The 18,021-nt window shown below is 68.8% G+C and carries 19 protein-coding genes; 2 read left to right on the top strand and 17 right to left on the bottom strand.

Translation table 11 applies throughout. The features are described 5' to 3' along the window. Positions 1-269: 269 nt before the first annotated feature. Together rpsO and pnp are read left to right on the top strand one after the other, a co-directional pair. On the top strand, positions 270-539 hold the full coding sequence (rpsO, locus tag K9U40_RS17030; RefSeq protein WP_282891333.1) for a 30S ribosomal protein S15: 270 nt from the start codon (positions 270-272) through the stop codon (positions 537-539). A gap of 338 nt (positions 540-877) precedes the next feature. Further along, complete coding sequence (gene pnp, locus K9U40_RS17025) at positions 878-3,070, top strand: polyribonucleotide nucleotidyltransferase (RefSeq protein WP_282891332.1); 2,193 nt, start codon at positions 878-880, stop codon at positions 3,068-3,070. 91 nt (positions 3,071-3,161) lie between these two features. Here pnp and K9U40_RS17020 read toward each other — a convergent pair whose 3' ends face one another. From K9U40_RS17020 to K9U40_RS16940, 17 genes are all read right to left on the bottom strand, one after another. Next, on the bottom strand, positions 3,162-4,142 hold the full coding sequence (locus K9U40_RS17020) for a phosphotransferase enzyme family protein (RefSeq protein WP_282891331.1): 981 nt from the start codon (positions 4,140-4,142) through the stop codon (positions 3,162-3,164). Positions 4,143-4,311: 169 nt separating this feature from the next. Then, positions 4,312-4,911: a HupE/UreJ family protein gene (locus K9U40_RS17015; RefSeq protein WP_282891330.1), complete on the bottom strand. Its 600-nt coding sequence runs from the start codon at positions 4,909-4,911 to the stop codon at positions 4,312-4,314. A gap of 23 nt (positions 4,912-4,934) precedes the next feature. Beyond that, positions 4,935-5,999 carry a hydrogenase expression/formation protein HypE gene (gene hypE, locus K9U40_RS17010; RefSeq protein WP_282891329.1) on the bottom strand — a complete coding sequence of 355 codons (1,065 nt, stop codon included), beginning with the start codon at positions 5,997-5,999 and terminating at the stop codon, positions 4,935-4,937. Further along, positions 5,996-7,120: a hydrogenase formation protein HypD gene (gene hypD, locus K9U40_RS17005; RefSeq protein WP_282891328.1), complete on the bottom strand. Its 1,125-nt coding sequence runs from the start codon at positions 7,118-7,120 to the stop codon at positions 5,996-5,998. The genes hypE and hypD overlap by 4 nt, the downstream gene beginning before the upstream one ends. 10 nt (positions 7,121-7,130) lie before the next feature. Continuing rightward, positions 7,131-7,430 carry a HypC/HybG/HupF family hydrogenase formation chaperone gene (locus tag K9U40_RS17000; protein ID WP_282891327.1) on the bottom strand — a complete coding sequence of 100 codons (300 nt, stop codon included), beginning with the start codon at positions 7,428-7,430 and terminating at the stop codon, positions 7,131-7,133. Between the two features lie 11 nt (positions 7,431-7,441). Next, positions 7,442-8,935 (bottom strand): sigma-54-dependent transcriptional regulator, encoded by a 1,494-nt coding sequence (locus tag K9U40_RS16995; RefSeq protein WP_282891326.1) that lies wholly within the window; start codon positions 8,933-8,935, stop codon positions 7,442-7,444. Beyond that, positions 8,932-9,927: a hydrogenase nickel incorporation protein HypB gene (gene hypB / locus K9U40_RS16990; protein ID WP_282891325.1), complete on the bottom strand. Its 996-nt coding sequence runs from the start codon at positions 9,925-9,927 to the stop codon at positions 8,932-8,934. The genes K9U40_RS16995 and hypB overlap by 4 nt, the downstream gene beginning before the upstream one ends. Continuing rightward, positions 9,927-10,268: a hydrogenase maturation nickel metallochaperone HypA gene (gene hypA, locus K9U40_RS16985; protein WP_282891324.1), complete on the bottom strand. Its 342-nt coding sequence runs from the start codon at positions 10,266-10,268 to the stop codon at positions 9,927-9,929. Before hypA ends, hypB begins: the two co-directional genes overlap by 1 nt. Further along, on the bottom strand, positions 10,261-11,277 hold the full coding sequence (locus K9U40_RS16980) for a nickel-dependent hydrogenase large subunit (protein WP_282891323.1): 1,017 nt from the start codon (positions 11,275-11,277) through the stop codon (positions 10,261-10,263). Before K9U40_RS16980 ends, hypA begins: the two co-directional genes overlap by 8 nt. Then, positions 11,274-12,191 (bottom strand): [NiFe]-hydrogenase assembly chaperone HybE, encoded by a 918-nt coding sequence (locus tag K9U40_RS16975; protein ID WP_282891322.1) that lies wholly within the window; start codon positions 12,189-12,191, stop codon positions 11,274-11,276. The genes K9U40_RS16980 and K9U40_RS16975 overlap by 4 nt, the downstream gene beginning before the upstream one ends. A gap of 5 nt (positions 12,192-12,196) precedes the next feature. Next, positions 12,197-13,051, bottom strand: coding sequence for a hydrogenase expression/formation protein (locus tag K9U40_RS16970; RefSeq protein WP_282891321.1), 855 nt, complete (start codon positions 13,049-13,051; stop codon positions 12,197-12,199). Between the two features lie 29 nt (positions 13,052-13,080). Next, positions 13,081-13,491 carry a hydrogenase gene (locus K9U40_RS16965; protein WP_282891320.1) on the bottom strand — a complete coding sequence of 137 codons (411 nt, stop codon included), beginning with the start codon at positions 13,489-13,491 and terminating at the stop codon, positions 13,081-13,083. Then, positions 13,491-13,823, bottom strand: coding sequence for a HypC/HybG/HupF family hydrogenase formation chaperone (locus K9U40_RS16960; RefSeq protein WP_282891319.1), 333 nt, complete (start codon positions 13,821-13,823; stop codon positions 13,491-13,493). The genes K9U40_RS16965 and K9U40_RS16960 overlap by 1 nt, the downstream gene beginning before the upstream one ends. 3 nt (positions 13,824-13,826) lie before the next feature. Further along, positions 13,827-14,468 carry a HyaD/HybD family hydrogenase maturation endopeptidase gene (locus K9U40_RS16955; protein WP_282891318.1) on the bottom strand — a complete coding sequence of 214 codons (642 nt, stop codon included), beginning with the start codon at positions 14,466-14,468 and terminating at the stop codon, positions 13,827-13,829. A 385-nt stretch (positions 14,469-14,853) separates the two neighbouring features. Continuing rightward, entirely contained in the window at positions 14,854-15,600 is a 747-nt protein-coding gene (gene cybH, locus K9U40_RS16950; RefSeq protein ID WP_282891317.1) for a Ni/Fe-hydrogenase, b-type cytochrome subunit, read from the bottom strand. Positions 15,601-15,612: 12 nt separating this feature from the next. After that, the gene (locus K9U40_RS16945; RefSeq protein ID WP_282891316.1) at positions 15,613-17,427 is read right to left on the bottom strand and encodes a nickel-dependent hydrogenase large subunit; all 1,815 of its coding nucleotides are present in this window, start codon (positions 17,425-17,427) and stop codon (positions 15,613-15,615) included. Beyond that, positions 17,424-18,021 (bottom strand): hydrogenase small subunit (locus tag K9U40_RS16940; RefSeq protein ID WP_282891315.1); only part of this gene is annotated, 598 nt, incomplete at its 5' end. The genes K9U40_RS16945 and K9U40_RS16940, both read right to left, overlap by 4 nt.

Here is an 18,021-nt window from a genome sequence, read left to right as displayed (position 1 = left end):
CTCCCCAACCCTCCCCCGCAAGCGGGTGAGGGAGTTTCCGGCGCTGATGCCAAATCGCCCCACGCCAGCCGGGGTGAACATTCCGCTGGTTTCACGGGCAAAACTGGCTATAGTCGCCGCGCGGACGGTGCCGAAAGGCGCCGCCTTCCGCGTTACGTCTCGACCGCGCTGGACGACATCCCGGCCCGGCCGAACGGGGAGCCTCAAGCACCATCCGGCCCGTCCGGAGGGTCCGGCTCCCATCCCACTCTCGTTGAAAGGATGGACCGATGTCGATCACGGCAGAGCGCAAGCAGGCGCTCATCAAGGACTATGGCGCGAAGGACGGCGACACCGGCTCGCCGGAAGTGCAGGTGGCGATCCTCACCGAGCGGATCGTGAACCTCACCGAGCACTTCAAGTCCCATCACAAGGACAACCACTCGCGCCGCGGGCTGCTCAAGCTGGTCTCGCAGCGCCGCAGCCTTCTCGACTATCTGAAGAAGAAGGACGAGGGGCGCTACAAGTCCCTCATCGAGCGTCTCGGCATCCGTCGCTGACGCCCGGCCGGATCCGGATGGGGCCATCTCATCCTGATCCGGTGGAGCCCGCGCGGCGCCTGAGCGCAAGGGCACCGGGATGCGACCCGCATCCCCGGAAGCCGCAGAGGTAACGGCACGGCCCACGGCGGGCCGGCGCCGGGTGCGCCCACGGGGCGCGCTTTACGCAGCGGGCATGGGGCCTGCTGCGGGTCCGCGAACGAAGGACAGGTCATGGCAGGATCGCCGGACGCTACCGTCGGAGCCACCTTTTCAAAGGACCGGCTTCGCGCGGCGCGTCCGGCCGTCTTGCTCATGGCTTGCCCTCTTCGCGTCTCATTCAAGAAAGAACGCTGAACATGTTCGACATCCATCGCGAAGAGCTGGACTGGGGCGGTCGCACGCTCACCCTCGAGACCGGCAAGATGGCCCGTCAGGCGGACGGCTCCGTGCTCGCCACCTATGGCGACACCAAGGTGCTCGCCACCGTGGTCTCCGCCAAGGAGCCGAAGCCCGGCCAGGACTTCTTCCCCCTGACCGTGAACTACCAGGAAAAGACCTACGCCGCGGGCCGCATCCCCGGCGGCTACTTCAAGCGCGAAGGCCGGCCGAGCGAAAAGGAGACCCTGGTCTCCCGCCTCATCGACCGTCCCATCCGCCCGCTCTTCCCGGACGGCTACAAGTGCGACACCCAGGTGATCATCACCGTGCTGGCGCATGACCTCGAGAACGACCCGGACGTGGTCTCCATGGTCGCCGCCTCCGCCGCCCTCACCCTTTCCGGCGTGCCTTTCATGGGCCCGGTGGGCGCCGCCCGCGTCGGCTTCATCGACAATGAATACGTGCTCAACCCCACCGTGGACGAGGTGAAGGAAAGCGCGCTCGATCTCGTGGTCGCCGGCACGGGCGACGCGGTGCTCATGGTGGAATCGGAAGCGAAAGAGCTGCCCGAGGAGATCATGCTCGGCGCCGTGATGTTCGGCCACCGCCACTTCCAGCCGGTGATCGAGGCCATCATCAAGCTGGCCGAGAAGGCCGCCAAGGAGCCCCGCGCCTTCCAGCCGGCGGATGTCTCCGCCATCGAGGCCAAGGTGAAGGAGATCGCCGAGAGCGACCTGCGCGACGCCTACAAGATCAAGCAGAAGCAGGACCGCTATGCCGCGGTCGGCGCCGCCAAGTCCAAGGTGAAGAAGTATTACGAGGAACTGGCGATCGGCGGCGAGAGCGTGCCGGCCGCCCAGGTCGTCTCCGACGTGTTCAAGGCGCTGGAAGCCAAGATCGTGCGCTGGAACATCCTCGACGACGGCATCCGCATCGACGGCCGCGACGTGCGCACGGTGCGCCCCATCGTCTCCGAGGTCGGCATCCTGCCGCGCGCCCACGGCTCCGCTTTGTTCACCCGCGGCGAGACCCAGGCCCTGGTGGTCGCGACGCTGGGCACCGGCGAGGACGAGCAGTTCATCGACAGCCTGGAAGGCACCTACAAGGAGCACTTCCTGCTGCACTACAACTTCCCGCCCTTCTCCGTGGGCGAGACCGGCCGCATGGGTTCCCCCGGCCGCCGCGAGATCGGCCACGGCAAGCTGGCCTGGCGCGCCATCCACCCCATGCTGCCCGCCAAGCACGAATTCCCCTACACCCTGCGCGTGGTGTCGGAGATCCTGGAGTCCAACGGCTCGTCCTCCATGGCCACCGTCTGCGGCACCTCGCTGGCGCTGATGGATGCCGGCGTGCCGCTGCGCCGCCCGGTGGCGGGCATCGCCATGGGCCTCATCCTCGAGGGTGAGAAGTTCGCGGTGCTGTCCGACATCCTCGGCGACGAGGACCATCTCGGCGACATGGACTTCAAGGTGGCCGGCACCGAGCAGGGCGTGACCTCGCTCCAGATGGACATCAAGATCGCCGGCATCACCGAGGAGATCATGAAGGTCGCCCTCACCCAGGCGAAGGACGGCCGCGTCCACATCCTCGGCGAGATGGCCAAGGCCCTCACCACCGCCCGCGCGGAACTCGGCGAGCACGCCCCCCGCATCGAGGTGATGAAGATCGCCGTGGACAAGATCCGCGAAGTGATCGGCTCCGGCGGCAAGGTGATCCGCGAGATCGTCGAGAAGACCGGCGCCAAGATCAACATCGAGGACGACGGCACCATCAAGATCGCTTCCGCCTCGGGCGAGGCCATCAAGGCCGCCATCAACTGGATCAAGTCCATCGCCTCCGAGCCGGAAGTGGGCCAGATCTATGAAGGCACCGTGGTGAAGGTGGTGGACTTCGGCGCCTTCGTGAACTTCTTCGGCTCCAAGGACGGCCTGGTGCACGTCTCGCAGATGGCCAACGAGCGCGTGGCGAAGCCCTCCGACGTGGTCAAGGAAGGCGACAAGGTCAAGGTCAAGCTCATGGGCTTCGACGAGCGCGGCAAGACGCGCCTGTCCATGAAGGTGGTGGACCAGGCCACCGGCGAGGACCTGGAAGCCAAGGCCAAGGCCGAGCGGGAAGCCAACAAGTCCGCGCCTCCCGCCGCGACCGGCGATGAGGCCGGCGCCGCCGAGTGATCCTTCGGCGCGGATCGAGGAAAACGGAAAGGGCGGCCCTCACGGGGCCGCCCTTTTCTTTTGCGCCGGTGCGGCCGGGTTCGCAGCAGCCTCACCCCCGCCGCGCCAGGAAATCCTCCGCGAGCCTGAGCGTGCCTTCCGTATAGCCGGCCCCCATCTCCTGCGCGGTGGGCGTCTCGGCGTGGGAGGCGACCCAGGCGGTGAGCAGCATCCGCCGCAGCATCACGAACACGTCGAGGGCGTCGCCGGCATCGGACGGCAGGGGCGCGCGGGTGCGGTATCCGTCGAGCCACGCCGCCTTCAGCTCCGGCACCAGGGGCGAATGCTCGATGAAGGAGACGGCGGCGGCAAAGTCGTAGAGGAACCACGAGAAGCCGCAATCGTCGAAGTCGATAAGCGTCAGTGCCTCCCCCTCCGCCAGGAGGTTGGCGAGGCGCAGGTCCGCATGGATGAGGCCGAAGCTGTCCGGCGTGGACAGCGGCGCCAGCCTCTCCCGCAGCACCCCGGCGGTGCGCTCCATGAGCGCACGGCTCGGCCCGTCGAGGCCCAGCGCCGCGCGGAAATCGCCCCACAGCGGGCGCGAGCCCAGCATGCTCTCGAAATCCCACACCTTGCGGGTGAAGCCCTGCGGCCGCGCCCAGCGCCGTGCATGGGCGTGCAGGCGCGCATGGAGGACGCCGAGATGGCGGAACCAGCGCGGCAGGTCATCGCCCTCCTGCGGCTCGGCGCCGGGCACGAAGGCGAAGGCGGCCATGTGGCGGGGCGTGCCGCCGTCGTCGATCCCGGCGAGGAGGCGCCCGTCCAGGGTCGGGATGATGCGGGGGGTGGGCACGATGTCGTCGGCCCGCAGCGCCTCGATCCAGGCCAGCTCGGAGCGGATCTCCGCCGGCGTGTGATAGCCCGGCCGGTAGACGCGCAGCACCAGGTCGCGCGCGTCGGAGGTGGCGCGGAAGGTAGCGTTCTCGGAAATGGAGATGAGGCTCAGGGCGGCGTCGGCCGGCAGCCCCCAATCAGGAAGATGGGCGCGGATCAGCCCCTCGATCCGCGTCAGATACTCGGCGTCGTACAGCACCCGCCCGGCCCCTCAAAGCTCGCGGGAGGCCATATAGCACACGACCGGACGCGCGTGGCGCCCGGCCGGTGAATGCCTCATACCGAACGGCATCGGTCTCCAAACTTAAGACAAGAGAACCCGTTCTCCGATCAGATTGCGATGCAAGCCGGTCGCGTGGGCTCTGGTCTCACAGGATGCCGGTGACGAGCCCGAGGCCGGTCACGGCCACCGCCGCGCCAGCGCCGCGCACATAGCGCGCGCCATGGGTTTCCCCGAAGCGGCCGATGGCCATGCCGAGGCCGAGGCCGGCGAGGTGCAGCAGCGCGGTCGCGCTCATGAAGCCGAGGCCATAGGAAAGGCCCGAGGCGTCCAGCGGCATCTCGGTGCCATGGGCGTGACCGTGGAAGATGGCGAAGAAGCCCACCACCGCCATGGCCAGCGCCAGCGGCGCCTTGAGGCCGAACGCCACCGCCGCGCCCAGCACCACCACGGACAGGCCGATGCCCAGCTCCACGAAGGGCACCTCGATGCCGCTGACGCCGAGCGCGCCGCCCGCGGCCATGAGGGCGACGAAGGTGACCGGCACCGCCCAGATGGCGCGCCCGCCGAGCTGGAAGGCGAAGATGCCCACGGTCACCATGGCGAGCAGGTGGTCGAGGCCGCCCATGGGATGGGCAAAGCCGGCGTCGAAGCCGTGCACGGCACCCACGCCCGTATGGGCGAAGGCCAGCTGCGGCAGCAGGACGAGGGCGGCAGCGGCGAGTGCCGTGCGGGCTGTATGACGCATATCTTTCTCCCCAAATGAAGGTTTCAGCAGATGCGGGGCAATTGATCGCCGACCAGCATATCGACGATGCGCTCGCCCCCGAAGCGCGTTTGCATGACCACCCGTCCGGGCCGCTCGCCCGTGACCTCGCCGATAATGGCCGCCTCCCGCCCCAACGGATGGGCACGCAGGGCGACGAGCGCCGTGTCGGCCTCTTCGGGCGGCACCACGGCGAGGATCTTGCCCTCGTTGGCGAGATAGAGCGGGTCGAGGCCCAGGATCTCGCAGAAGCCCATCACCTCGGCCCGCATGGGCAGGCTGAGTTCCCGAAGCCGCACCCCCACGGCGCTGGCCTCGGCCAGTTCGTTCACCACCGCCGCGACGCCGCCGCGGGTGGCGTCCCGCATCATGCGGAGGCCGGGGGCGGCTTCGATCAGCGTGTCGATGAGGCCGTTCAGGGGCGCGCAGTCGCTCTCGATGGCGGTCTCAAGGGCGAGGTCGCCCCGCGCATTCAGGATGGCGGCGCCATGGTCGCCCAGAAGGCCGTTCACCAGCACCACATCGCCGGGCCGCGCCTTGGAGATCCCCACGTCGAGCCCCTTGCGCACCACGCCGATGCCGGTGGTGGTGATGAAGAGCTTGTCGCATGCGCCGCGCGCCACCACCTTGGTGTCGCCGGTGGCGATGGCAACCCCTGCCGCCCGCGCGGTCTGCGCCATGGAGGCCGCCACCTGCCGCAATGTCTCCACCGGCAGGCCTTCCTCGATGATGACGGCACAGGAGAGCGCCACCGGCTTCGCCCCGCCCACCGCGAGGTCGTTCACCGTGCCGCAGACGGCGAGCTTGCCGATGTCGCCACCAGGAAAGAACAGCGGGTCCACCACGAAGCCGTCGGTGGTGAAGGCGAGGCGGTCGCCATGGGCCATCAGCGCGGCGAGATCGAAGCGGGCCTGGTCCTCGGGCGCGGCGCGCCCGTCGCCCGAGAAGGCGGCGAGGAACACGTCGTCGATGAGGTCGCGCATGGCGCTGCCGCCGCCACCATGGGCCAGCGTCACGGTCTTGTGGGTCAGCGGCCGGCGACGGGTGGAGGGAACGAAGGGGATGTTCATGCGGCCTCTCCCCGCATGCCGCCATATTGGTAATAGGCGGCGCAAGAGCCTTCGGACGACACCATGAGCGCGCCCAGCGGCGTCTCGGGGGTGCAGCCCTTGCCGAATTCCGGGCAGGCCCATGGCTTGGCCGCGCCGGTGAGCACCTCGCCGCAGCGGCAGGACGAGGGGTCCGCCACCTTCACGTCGGGCACGCTGAAGCGCTTCTCCGCATCGAACGCCCCATAGGGCGCCTTGAGCCGCACGCCAGACCCGGCAATGGAGCCGAGCCCGCGCCATTCAAAGGTCTCGCGCGGCTCATAGACCTCTTCCACCGCCTTCAGCGCCTGCGGGTTGCCGTGCTCCGGCACCACGCGGGCATACTGGTTCTCGATCCGCGCGGTCCCGGTCTCGATCTGGCGCAGCACCATGAGCAGGGATTGCAGGAGGTCGATGGGCTCGAAGCCCGCTACCACGAGGGGCTTGGCGAACTCCTCGGCAATGAAGCGGTAGGGCGCCGTGCCGATGACCATGGAGACGTGCCCCGGCCCGATGAAGCCGTCTATGCCGAGGTCCGGCTGCTCCAGCAGCGCCCGGAGCGTGGGGATGATGGTGATGTGGTTGCAGAACAGGGAGAAGTTCTGAACTCCCTCCCGCGCCGCCCGCAGCACCGTGAGCGCGGTGGAGGGCATGGTGGTCTCGAAGCCGAGGCCGAAGAACACCACCTGCCGCTCGGGATTGCGCTTGGCGAGGGTGAGCGCGTCGAGGGGCGAATAGACCATGCGCACGTCCGCCCCGTCCGCCTTGGCCTGGAGCAGGCTCTTCCTGGAGCCCGGCACGCGCATGGCGTCGCCGAAGGTGGCGAAGATCACCTCCTCGCGTTCGGCGATGGCGACGCAGTCGTCCACCCGGCCCATGGGCAGCACGCACACCGGGCAGCCCGGCCCGTGCACGAACTCCACGAGGTCCGGCAGCAGCCCTTCCAGCCCGTAGCGGAAGATGGCGTGGGTATGCCCGCCGCACACTTCCATGATGGCGAACGGCCGGTCGCGGCCGCGTTCCAAGCGTGCGGAGATGGCGCCGATCTCCTTCACCAGCGTGGCGGCAAGGGCGGGGTCGCGGAATTCGTCGACGTAGCGCATGGCCGTCTCCTCAGGCGGTGATGGGGTGAAGATCGACGCTGCCCTTGGTCAGCGCTTCCATTTCCGCCGCCGCCTCGCCGATCTCGGTGAGCACCTTGAGGGTGGCGGCGGCCTCTTCTTCGTCGATGCGGCTCATGGCGAAGCCCACATGCACCAGCACCCACGCGCCCACGAGGTCCGAGAGCGGCGCGCCGGGCTCGGCAACGCACACCACGTCCACGGAGCGGCGGACACCGGAGACATCCACCACGCACAGCATGGCGTCCTCATCCGCGACGGCGACGATCTGGCCGGGAATGCCGAGGCACATGGCAAGTCTCCTCAATGCGACTTGGAAAAGGCCCCGCCGCGGGAGATCCCGTAGCGGTCGAGTTTCGCCCTCAGGCCCACGCGGGAGAGGCCCAGCTCCTCCGCCGCACGGCTCTTGTTCCAGCGGCAGCGCACCAGCGTCTCGGTGAGGATGGTGGCCTCCATGCGCTCGATGCGGTCCTTCAGCGGCCCGCCGTCGGGCAGGGCGATGGCCTGAGACACACCCACCTCGGACGCACGGGCCTCCACCGCCCGCGTCTCGGCGGCGGCGGTGCGCACCACATGGGGCGAGAGCAGGTCGGCGGAGAGCAGGTCGCGCTCGGCGAGCACCAGCATGCGCGTCACCTCGTTCTGCAGCTCGCGCACGTTGCCGGGCCAGTCATAGGCCTGCATGCAGGAGAGCGCTTCCTCGGTGAAGCCCTTGACGCGCTTGCCGTGCTGGGCGGACAGCGCATCGAGGATGCTCTGGGCCAGCACCGGGATGTCCGCGCGCCGCTCGCGCAGGGCCGGCAGGGTCAGCACCATGGCGCTGAGGCGATAGTACAGGTCCTCGCGGAAGCGGCCGCGCCCCACCTCGCCATAGAGATCGCGATGGGTGGCCGCCAGCACCCGCACATTGACGCGCTTGGATTCGTTGGCGCCCACCGGGCGGATCTCGCCCTCCTGCAGGAAGCGCAGCAGCTTCACCTGGAAGGCGGGCGACACGTCGCCGATCTCGTCGAGGAAGATGGTGCCGCCATCCGCCTGGTCGAGCAGGCCGATGCGGGTCACGTGAGCGCCGGTGAAGGAGCCCTTCTTGTGGCCGAACAGTTCGGATTCCAGCAACTCGTCGGGGATCGCCCCGCAATTCACTGCGAAGAACGGCCGGTCGGAGCGCAGGCTTGAATAATGGATGGCGCGGGCCAGCAGTTCCTTGCCCGTCCCGGTCTCGCCGTGGACGAGCACCGGCACGTCGAAGGTCGCCACCTGCGCCGCCCGCAGGCACACCGCGCTGAGCGCGCTGCCGGGGGCGCGGACGAGGGTGTCGAAATGGAAGTTCTGCTTCACCCGCGCCTGCTGCACGCCGAGCCGCGCCTCGGCGGTGGCCGCGGTGAGCTTCATTTCCAGGTTCAGCCGCTCGTGGTCGCGCTGGAGCTGGAACAGGTGCGCGGCGTTGCGGGCGACGAGCAGCAGCTGGTCGGGATGCCAGGGCTTGGGGATGAACTGGTAGATCCCGGCCTCGTTGATGGCGCCGATCATGTCCTGCGGCTCGGTATAGCCGGTGACGATGATGCGCAGGATGTCCGGCCAGCGCTCGCGCGCCTCGGTGAGCAGCGCCACGCCGGAGGTGTGCGGCATGCGCTGGTCGCAGAAGATCACCTGGATCCACTCATTCTCCAGGATGCGCCGGGCCTCGTCCGCGTTGAGGGCGGTGAAGACGTCGAACTCCTCGTCGAGCACGCGGGCGATGACCTCCACCGAGCGCGGCTCGTCGTCCACCACGAGGATGGCGGGGCGGCGGTTCACCGCGCGCCCCCGCCGATGGCGGCGCGCAGGGCCTGCGCCTCGCTTTCGCGGGCGGCGGCCAGCGCGTCGAGGCGCTCGGCGCGGGCCTTCTCCAGCCAGGCGAGCCAGCGCGACAGCCCCACCTCGCCGCGCGCGGAGACGCGCAGGATCTCGGCCCGCGGGTTCACCCGGCGAATGTTGGCCTCAAGCTGCGCCATGTCCGCGTCCACGTGGGGCGCAAGGTCCGCCTTGGTGATGAGGACGAGGTCGGCGCCCTCGAAGATGTCGGGATATTTCAGCGGCTTGTCGTCACCCTCCGCCACCGAGATCAGGGTGACGCGCCTCGTCTCGCCGAGGTCGAAGGCGGCGGGGCAGACGAGGTTGCCCACATTCTCGATGAACAGCACCCCGCCGGGCGGCAAAGGCAGCTTTTCCACCGCATGCCCCACCATGTGGGCGTCCAGATGACAACCCTTGCCGGTGTTGATCTGCACCGCCGGCGCCCCGGCCGCGCGGATGCGGGCGGCGTCGTTGTCGGTCTGCTGGTCGCCCTCGATGACAGCGGTGGGCAGGCGGCCGGCGAGCGCCTTCAGCGTCTCCACCAGCAGCGTGGTCTTGCCCGCGCCGGGGCCGGAGAGGAGGTTCAGTGCAAGGAGGCCGGCGGCCTCGAAGCGGGCGCGGTTGCGGGACGCGTAATCGTCGTTCTTGGCGAGGATGGAGGTCTCGATCTCCACCATGCGCGCCTGGCTGAGGCCCGGCGCATGGGCGCGGGCGGGGCCTGAACCATAGTCGAGGGTGCCGCCGGCGGGGTGGTGGGCGTGATCGTGGTGGTGGCCGCGATCATGCCCATGGCCATGGCTGTGGGTGGTGCCGTCCGCATGGGTATGGACGTGGGCTTCGCCATGGGCGTGGGAATGGCCCTCGCCGTGCTCATGAGGGTGGGCGTGGGCGTGCCCGCCCGTGGCGTCGGAAATGGTGGCGCCGTCGCCGCTGCAGCCGCAGACCGTGCACATCACATCACCTCCAGGTCCTTGATCTTCATGTCCGTGCCGCCATTGGGCACGAGGCGTTCCCCGCCGCATTTCGGGCAGGAAGCGAGGCGGTGGGAGAGCGCCACCGTCTCGCAGCAGTCGAAGCACCAGGCGGTGCCGTCCTCTTCCAGCACCACCAGCTCGGCCCCCTCGGCGAGGGAGCCGCGCATGACCACGTCGAAGCCGAAGCGCAGGGCCTCGATCTCGATGCCGGCGAAGCGGCCGATGGCGAGGCGCACGCGGGTGACGCGGGAGAAATTCTGCGCCTTCGCCGCCTCTTCCATGGCGGAAAGCAGGCTCTCGCACACGGCCATCTCATGCATGGGCCAGGTCCTCCGCGAAGGACAGGGTGACCGGCACGCACGGATTGATCGCGGACACCAAGAGCGGCGCCAGCCGCCTTGCGCCGGGACCCGGCGTCAGAGCCGCGAAGGCGCGGTCCAGAAGGCCGCCGGGGGCAAGGTTCCACGCACTGGGGGAGAGGATGCGATAGGCCGCGACGCGCCCCGCCTCCACCCGCGCCCCGTGGCCGAGCAGCCCGCGCGCGGCGGCAGCGATGCCGAGGCCGGGCGGCAGGTCGCGCGGCAGGTCGCGCGCCGGGACGGAGGAGGACGGCTTGAGCGCCGCGAGGCAATCCACCAGCCGGGCCAGCAGGCGCACGAACAGGCTCGGCCCCTCGCTGGCGAGGAGGGCGGAGACGAGCGGCGTGTGTGCGACACGGCCGAGAGCGCCGGTTTCGCGGAGCACCCCGTCGCCGGATGCCCCCTCAGGATCCAGCGCCGTCGCCACGTCCTGCGCCGTCAGTTCCGGCAGCCCCGCCCGCCCCTCGGCAGGATCGACCTCGTGGCGGAGGCGGGCCAGCAGGCGGACCGTTCCCGTGGGCTCCTCCCGAAGCCACGCCTCCAGTTCGGCGAGCGAGAAGGACGAAAGGTTGGCCGCCTCTCCCACCAGAGCGGTTGCGAAGGCGTCCCCGCCGTCCGACCGGGCGAGCAGGCCCAGCGCGGCGCGGTCCGGCGCCTCGCCCAAGGCCTGCGGCCAGCCGTGGAGCATGGCGAGGGCGTGGTCGCGCACGGTTTCGCGCGCCATGGCCGCCCCGTCCGCCGCCGCCGGCAGGCCGAGGGCGGTGGCAGCGGCAAGGCCGTGGGCGGCGCCGCACAGGTTGAAGACGAGGGGCGAGAGCCGCGCCGCCTCCTCCCGCGTGCGCCCGACCAGAGCCTGTGCCGGGTCCGGCCCCGTCTCCCGACCAAAGCGCCAAGTTTCCGCATCTTCCCTCCCCGCGCGCCCGTCGAGCGCGATGGTGAGGCGGCGGAGCGTGGCGGGAGCGTGGATCATGCGGCGCCGTCCTGCGGGCTGTCTTGTGCCACGCCCTGCGCCGCGCGCGGGCCGAGGATCACCGCGCGGCGGGACAACTCGGCGGGCGCACCGGCGGGCCGGGGGGCGGGCTCTTCGGACGCCGCAACCTTGTCCAGCGCGGCGGCTTCCGCTTCCGCCTGTGCCGCCGCCTCTTCCGCACGGCGGCGGATCTCGGCGGTGCGGGTGCCCTCCTCCCGGTTGGCGGCATCGAACAGGGCCGGCAGCACCGCCGCCGCCGTTTCCACCGCCTGGAGCATGGAGGAGAAGTCAAACATGGGCGAGAACAGGGAGCAGGCCTTGTAGGGCCCCGTCTCCGGCCGGTCGGCGGCGAGGAACTCATATGTCCCGGACGGGAAGGCGATCAGTTCCTTGTCGCCGGTCTTCAGGCCGCTCCAGTCGTCGGTTGCGGCGGGCAGCAGCACCAGGTTCATGAACCACGGTGTCACCAGCACGCCCAGCACGCGGCCCTCATGGGCGCGGAAGCCCACGGCCTTCACCCCGAGGCTCTCGTTGACGAAGGGCACGCCCTTCATCTTCGCCGAATGGATCTCGCGGAACACCGCCTCGAACCGCCCCGGCATGTCCTTGAGCTGGGCTTCGAGGTGGGGATCAGCTGCGGCGGGCGGGGCGATGGCGGGCAGATCGGGGGCGCCGCCGTCCAGCACCATGAACTGGTCGCGCGCGCCGTCGCACACCGGGCAGCGCCAGTGGTCGGGCAGCGCGTTGAACGGCGTGCCGGCCGGGACCTGCCACGTCTCGCAGCCCTCGGCGGGGTCATAGACGTGCCAGCACACCTTGCACTCAAGGCGCGCGGTGGGGGCAAGGCGCGCCCGGTCGCCGAGATAGGAGCCTTCGAAGAAGGCATGGGCGGTGGCTGAGGGGGCAGCAGCCATGGCGCTCACCGGATCGCCGCCAGAACTTCGGCGAGGCGCTCGGCGCTGTCGGCGATGTCCTCACGGGCGGCACAGGCCACTTCCGGAACCTCGGTCACCTCGATGGTGTCGAGGATGAGCATGTCCTGCGAATTGTAGAAGCGCACCCGCCAGACGTTCCGTGTGGCGGAGGCGTCGATGCGGCAATTGCCGTAGCCGCGCGAGAGCACGGTGGTGGCCCCCTGCCCCAGCCGCTCGTCGAGCATGGCGAGGTCTTCGGGCGTGTGGGGCAGCAGCGAGAGATTGATGACGTGGGGCACCTCCCCCGGCTGGCGGGCACGGGCACGGTGGTCGATCTCCACCAGAAGCGCCGGCGCATTGAAGATGCCGGGGGCCGGGGCGTCGAGGCCGTCGAGGTTGATGCCCGACGCCGCGCCGAAGGCCCGCACCAGCGCGCCGCGCGGGAAGGCCGCCACCTCGATGCGGTCGGTGCCGGCGGCGCCCCGCAGGCGCCACACCCCGGCGAAGGTCGCCTCCTGGATCTCCATGGCACGCGCATCGCCGAGCGCGGCCACCTTGATGGCCACCTCGCCCTCGCCCATGGCCTCATCCACCAAAGCGATATTGTCCCGGTCGAGATGGGTCAGCGGGATGACGTGGCTCGTCCCCGGCTCCCAGGCGTTCAGCGCCGCGATCACCTGTTCCAGCACGCTGAGCGCCGGGGCGAGGCGATCTGGGTCCTCCACCTCGGGCAGATGGGCCTCGAAGGTGCGCATGCCGGAGGGCAGCGGCAGATAGGCGAGGCCTTCCTCGTCGCTGCCGGACTGGCTGCCGGGGCCGAAGCCGACGGGAGGCTGTGTGGCGAAGGGGGAAGAGGACATTCGGGGCGTGCCTTCTTGGGTTCCTGGCCTCAGTGGGTGGCGGCGGACGGGGTCTTCAGCAGCGCGCCGAGGCGTTCGAGATATTCGTCCCAGTCGCGCATGCGGGAGATGGCGCCCAGAGGCAGGCCGCCGCGCACCACCACGATGGCGGGCAAGGCGAGGTTGAGCGCATCGCGCAGGGCGGCCTCCGTCTTCGGCCCCGCCACTGCGCCGCCGATCGCCGCCTCGCCGCCCAGCGCGTTCACCAGCTCGGGGAGCACCACGGCGATGTCCGGGCTTTCCAGATGCGCTTTGCCGTGGGCCGGCAGGAACAGGAAATGGTCGCGGGCATCGAGCCGCGCGGTGTCCTCGGGCGCTTCCAGATAAGGCCAGGCGCGCTCGGACACGAGCCGGCGCACCAGGGGATGGAGATTGGGATCGGGGATCGCGACCTCGGACATCAGGCTTCCTTTCGGCCGGCGGCATAGGCCGCGGCGAGATGGGGCGGCAAAGTCGGCTCGCGGTCGGCGAGGTCGGCGAAGGCGCGGTCGATGGCTGCGGCATCCGCCTCCCCCGCCATGATGGCGGCGACGCCGGCGAGCGCATCCGTGATGAGGCGCGCCTCGTCGGCGTCCAGCAGGCGGCGGGCGGTGCCCTGGAACACCAGCACATGGTCTCCGGCGCGCGCCTCAGGCACCAATGCGAGGTCCACCCGCTCGCGCGCGCCCTCGGCGCGGCACAAAGCGAAGCTGCCGTCCACCTCCTCGATGCGCATGGGCAGGCCGAGGCACATGGCTCAGCTCCGGGAGGTGGCGAGCACGCGGGGATCGCCGATGCGGCAGGCCGCCTCGGCGCTCGGGCGCTCGCTCTCGTAGGACTGCCGGCCGACCGCGGCGGTGACGAGGCTGCCGGAAGTGGCGCTTCCTTGCCCGGCACGGGGCGCGGGCACCACGCCAAACTCGCCCTTCAGGATGTCGAGCACCTTGCGCGCCGCCGGCTCCACCTGCGCGGCGATGGTGGCGGTGAGGCCGCCGCCGTAATCGTCCAGCAGTTCGGGCTGCACGCCCACCAGCACGATGCGCGCGGGCGTCTTGCCGCGCAAAGCGAGCAGGCCGAGGATTTCCTGGAAGCCGGTCTGGTGCAGGCTCACCTTGCGGGCGGCGAGCACGGCGGGCACCTCGTCGTCGGCGAGGATGTGGAGGGTGCCGGGAACAAGGCCGTAATCCACCGCATCCACGATGACGACGCCGTCCGCCTCCTCCAGATAGGGCAGGAGGTAGAGGCCCTGCGTGCCGCCATCGAGCAAAGTGACGGTGTCGGGAAAGACGTGGGAGGCATCGAGCGCTTCCAGCACGCGGACGCCGAACCCCTCGTCGGCCCACAGGATGTTGCCGATGCCGAGCACCAGAATGCGCGCAGTCGTCCGTTCGTCGTCCATGCGACGCATCCCTCCTCGGTCACGGCCTCCCACGACGGTCTGCCGCCGTCTGATTTTCGAGCTTCTCCAATTCAAGGAGCATGCCAGCCATTCGCAATTGTGGACAAAGCGTTGATTCGGATCGTGGCGGCTGCATACCTCATACGTGGCAGCAGCATGACGAGTGGAAAAACTCTGGCACCTTTGGCCACAAATTGGAATTAAGATTTCCACTTTCTGCATGGCGGGATGCAATTTCACATCCCTCCGGGTCAACGCAGCCGACCTCTAAATTCAAGAAAGAGCGCGGGCCCGTTTTCTTCCCCGACCGAAAAGCGCCGGGTGACGCGCCAAACAAAAAGGGCGCGGCCAAAGCCGCGCCCTTGCCTCCCGAGCCGTGCCGCCCTCACTCCGGATCGTCATCCCGGAAGGTGCGGTGGCCGTTGGTGATGGCCGAGACCATGGTCTGGCGGGACATGATGTCCTCGCGGATCACCGAATAGACGTGGATGATCACGAACAGGATGATCACCCACATGCCCAAATGGTGCAGCGTGTGCACCTGCATGGAACCGCCCAGCAGCGGCAGCACCCAGCCGAACAGCTTGTCCTGCCACGATCCCGGCCCCGTGCCCTCCGAATAGAGGGCGAAGCCGGTGACGATCATGAAGGCGAGGCCCAGCACCATCACGAAGAACATGAAGAACTGGGCCAGCGGATTGTGCCCCGCGAACTTCAGCGGACGCGGCTTGAGGAACGCATACCACTTCACCTCGACGAAGAAGCCCCGCCAGAAGCTCTTCTTCCAGAACGGGAAGGTGAACAGCTCGCGGGAATACTTATTGCCGAAGAAGGCCCAGATGATCCGCCCCAGGAATCCCACGGCAAGGATGTAGCCCGCCGCGAAGTGCACGAAGCGGATGGTGCCCATGAGGTAATGGGCGCTCGCCTCCCCCGACAGGGTCGGGAAGGGCGAGCCGATGAAGTAGCCGGTGATGCACAGCACCACGATGGAAAGAGCGTTCACCCAGTGCCAGAGGCGCACCGGCGCCTCGTACACATAGATGGTGGTCAGCTTCTTTCCACCGGCCGCCGCCTTGTCAGCGGCGGGCGCGGCCGGAGGGGCGGCGCCGGAGAGGGAAGTATCCGTCATGGCATCCCTCCCTCAGCGGACGGTGACGCGGGCGAGTTCCTCGCCGCCTTCGGACATGACGTGCGTGGAACAGGCCAGGCACGGATCGAACGAGTGCAGCGTGCGCAGGATCTCCACCGGCTCCTCGGGGCGCTGCATGGGCGTGTTCATGAGGGAGGCCTCGAACGCGCCGATATTGCCCTTGGGGTCACGCGGCCCGCCGTTCCAGGTGGTGGGCACCACGCACTGGTAGTTCTCGATCCGCCCGTCCTTGATCTTGATCCAGTGGCCGAGGCCGCCGCGGGGCGCGGCCACCGTGCCCACGCCCTTGGCCTCCTTCGGCCAGGTCGAGGGGTCCCACTTTTCCATATTGGCGGTGGAGGTGTCGCCGGCCTTGATGTTGGCGATGAGCTGGTCGAAATCGTCCAGCATCATCTTGGCGCAGTAATGCGCCTCCAGCGCGCGGGCCAGCGTCCGCCCGATGGTGGAGGGCAGCGCCTGCTTGGCGGTGAGCTGGGTGCCGGCCAGCGTGTTGAACTGGCCCAGCGCCTCGTCCACCTGCCCCTTCACATAATCGACGCCCTGGGCATAGGCGAGGATGTAGCGGGCGAGCGGACCCACCTCCACCGCATTGCCCTTCCAGCGCGGCGCCTTGATCCAGGAATACTTGGCGTTCTCGTCCACCGCCTCGATATTGGTGCGGGTGCCCTTGGCATTGGGGCCGAGCACGTACTGGGGATCGGTGATGCCGTCCCACGGATGCAGGCCCTTGTCCTTGTTCGCATCCCCGTAGGTGTACCAGGAATGCGCCACGAACTCCTGCACCTCGTCCGGGTTGCGCGGGTCGATGGGGTGCACCTCGTTCCAGTTGCCGTTGAGGATGACGCCGCCGGGCAGGCGGTCGGTCTTCTTCTGGCCCTGGATGGCTTCGTAGTCGCCATAATCCATGACGTTCTGGCCGGAGAGGCCGCCGCCATAGAGCCAGCCTTTATAGAAGGAGGCGATGGCGATCACGTCCGGCACATAGACATTCTGCGAGAACTCGAAGGCTTCCTGAAGCTTCAGCTTCACGAAGTTCAGCCGCTCCATGTTGAGCGGGGCGCCGGCGGCCATGTCCCCGTTCATGTTGATGGCGCAGGGCACGCCGCCCACCAGATAGTTCGGATGCGGGTTCTTGCCGCCGAAGATGGTATGGACCTTCACGATCTCCTTCTGGAAGTCGAGCGCTTCCAGATAGTGCGTCACCGCCAGCAGGTCCGCTTCCGGCGGCAGCAGATAGGCCGGGTTGTCCCAGTAGCCGTTCTTGAAGATGCCGAGCTGGCCGCTCTCCACGAACTTCTTCAGCCGGTTCTGCACGTCCCGGAAATAGCCCGGCGAGGACTTGGAATGCGCCGAGATGGACTGCTGGAGGACGCTCGTCGCCTTCGGGTCCGCCTTGAGCGCATTGACCGGGTTCACCCAGTCGAGCGCATGCAGGTGGTAGAAATGGACCACATGGTCATGCCACTGCAGCACCTTGGCCATGATCTCGCGGATCAGGAAGGCGTTGTTGGGGATCTTGATCTGCAGCGCGTCTTCCACCGCGCGCACGCTGGTGAGCGCGTGGCAGCCGGTGCATACGCCGCAGATGCGCTCCACGAAGGCCCAGGCGTCGCGCGGGTCGCGGCCCTTCAGGATCACTTCCAGCCCGCGCCACATGGTGCCGGTGGAGACCGCGTTGCGGATGACGTTGTTTGAATCCACATTCACCTCGCAGCGCATGTGGCCTTCGATGCGGGTGACCGGATCCACCACGATGCGCTTGCCGGAGGTGTCGAGGGAAAAGCCGTTCGGCGTCTGGATGGTCACTTCTCGCCTCCCTTATCGGCGCCGTTGTCCGTAGTCTTGTGCTGGGCGCGCTTGAGCGCGCTCACCGCGGCGTGCACCGCCACGGCGCCGCCCACGACGCCCGCGGCGGCGAGGCCCACGCTGTCGGCGTTGGATTCAATACCGAAGCCCGAACCCTTGAGATCGGCGAGGCGGGCGTACCAGGAGCCCTTGTCCCAGAAGCCGTCTTCCGAGCAGCCGATGCAGCCGTGGCCGGCCTGGATGGGGAAGGAGACGCCGTCGTTCCAGCGCACGGTGGAGCAGGCGTTGTAGGTGGTGGGACCCTTGCAGCCCACCTTGTAGAGGCAATAGCCCTTGCGCGCGCCCTCGTCGTCGAAGCTCTCCACATACTGGCCGGCGTCGAAGTGGGGACGACGGTAGCACTTGTCGTGGATGCGCTGGGAATAGAACATCTTGGGCCGCCCCTGCCGGTCGAGGTCGGGCAGGCGGTCGAAGGTGAGCATGTAGGTGATGACGCCGGTCATCACCTCGGCGATGGGCGGGCAGCCCGGCACCTTGATGATGGGCTTGTCGAAGATCACCTCGTGGACCGGCGTGGCGCGGGTGGGGTTGGGG

It is taken from the genome of Xanthobacter autotrophicus (assembly GCF_030015065.1).
GTDB lineage: Bacteria > Pseudomonadota > Alphaproteobacteria > Rhizobiales > Xanthobacteraceae > Xanthobacter > Xanthobacter autotrophicus_D.
Note: the sequence above shows the minus strand (reverse complement) of the source record. Positions and strands in the feature narration are given on the sequence as shown.

What these genes read in the sequence shown, in the direction of transcription:
- hypB (WP_282891325.1), bottom strand. Translation starts at nt 9,927, where the DNA reads ATGTGCACGGTCTGCGGCTGCAGCGGCGACGGCGCCACCATTTCCGAC.
- hypD (WP_282891328.1), bottom strand. Translation starts at nt 7,120, where the DNA reads ATGCGCTACGTCGACGAATTCCGCGACCCCGCCCTTGCCGCCACGCTG.
- K9U40_RS16960 (WP_282891319.1), bottom strand. Translation starts at nt 13,823, where the DNA reads ATGTGCCTCGGCCTGCCCATGCGCATCGAGGAGGTGGACGGCAGCTTC.
- rpsO (WP_282891333.1), top strand. Translation starts at nt 270, where the DNA reads ATGTCGATCACGGCAGAGCGCAAGCAGGCGCTCATCAAGGACTATGGC.
- K9U40_RS16980 (WP_282891323.1), bottom strand. Translation starts at nt 11,277, where the DNA reads ATGATCCACGCTCCCGCCACGCTCCGCCGCCTCACCATCGCGCTCGAC.
- hypA (WP_282891324.1), bottom strand. Translation starts at nt 10,268, where the DNA reads ATGCATGAGATGGCCGTGTGCGAGAGCCTGCTTTCCGCCATGGAAGAG.
- hypE (WP_282891329.1), bottom strand. Translation starts at nt 5,999, where the DNA reads ATGAACATCCCCTTCGTTCCCTCCACCCGTCGCCGGCCGCTGACCCAC.
- cybH (WP_282891317.1), bottom strand. Translation starts at nt 15,600, where the DNA reads ATGACGGATACTTCCCTCTCCGGCGCCGCCCCTCCGGCCGCGCCCGCC.
- pnp (WP_282891332.1), top strand. Translation starts at nt 878, where the DNA reads ATGTTCGACATCCATCGCGAAGAGCTGGACTGGGGCGGTCGCACGCTC.
- K9U40_RS16955 (WP_282891318.1), bottom strand. Translation starts at nt 14,468, where the DNA reads ATGGACGACGAACGGACGACTGCGCGCATTCTGGTGCTCGGCATCGGC.
- K9U40_RS17015 (WP_282891330.1), bottom strand. Translation starts at nt 4,911, where the DNA reads ATGCGTCATACAGCCCGCACGGCACTCGCCGCTGCCGCCCTCGTCCTG.
- K9U40_RS16965 (WP_282891320.1), bottom strand. Translation starts at nt 13,491, where the DNA reads ATGTCCGAGGTCGCGATCCCCGATCCCAATCTCCATCCCCTGGTGCGC.
- K9U40_RS16975 (WP_282891322.1), bottom strand. Translation starts at nt 12,191, where the DNA reads ATGGCTGCTGCCCCCTCAGCCACCGCCCATGCCTTCTTCGAAGGCTCC.
- K9U40_RS17000 (WP_282891327.1), bottom strand. Translation starts at nt 7,430, where the DNA reads ATGTGCCTCGGCATTCCCGGCCAGATCGTCGCCGTCGCGGATGAGGAC.
- K9U40_RS16970 (WP_282891321.1), bottom strand. Translation starts at nt 13,051, where the DNA reads ATGTCCTCTTCCCCCTTCGCCACACAGCCTCCCGTCGGCTTCGGCCCC.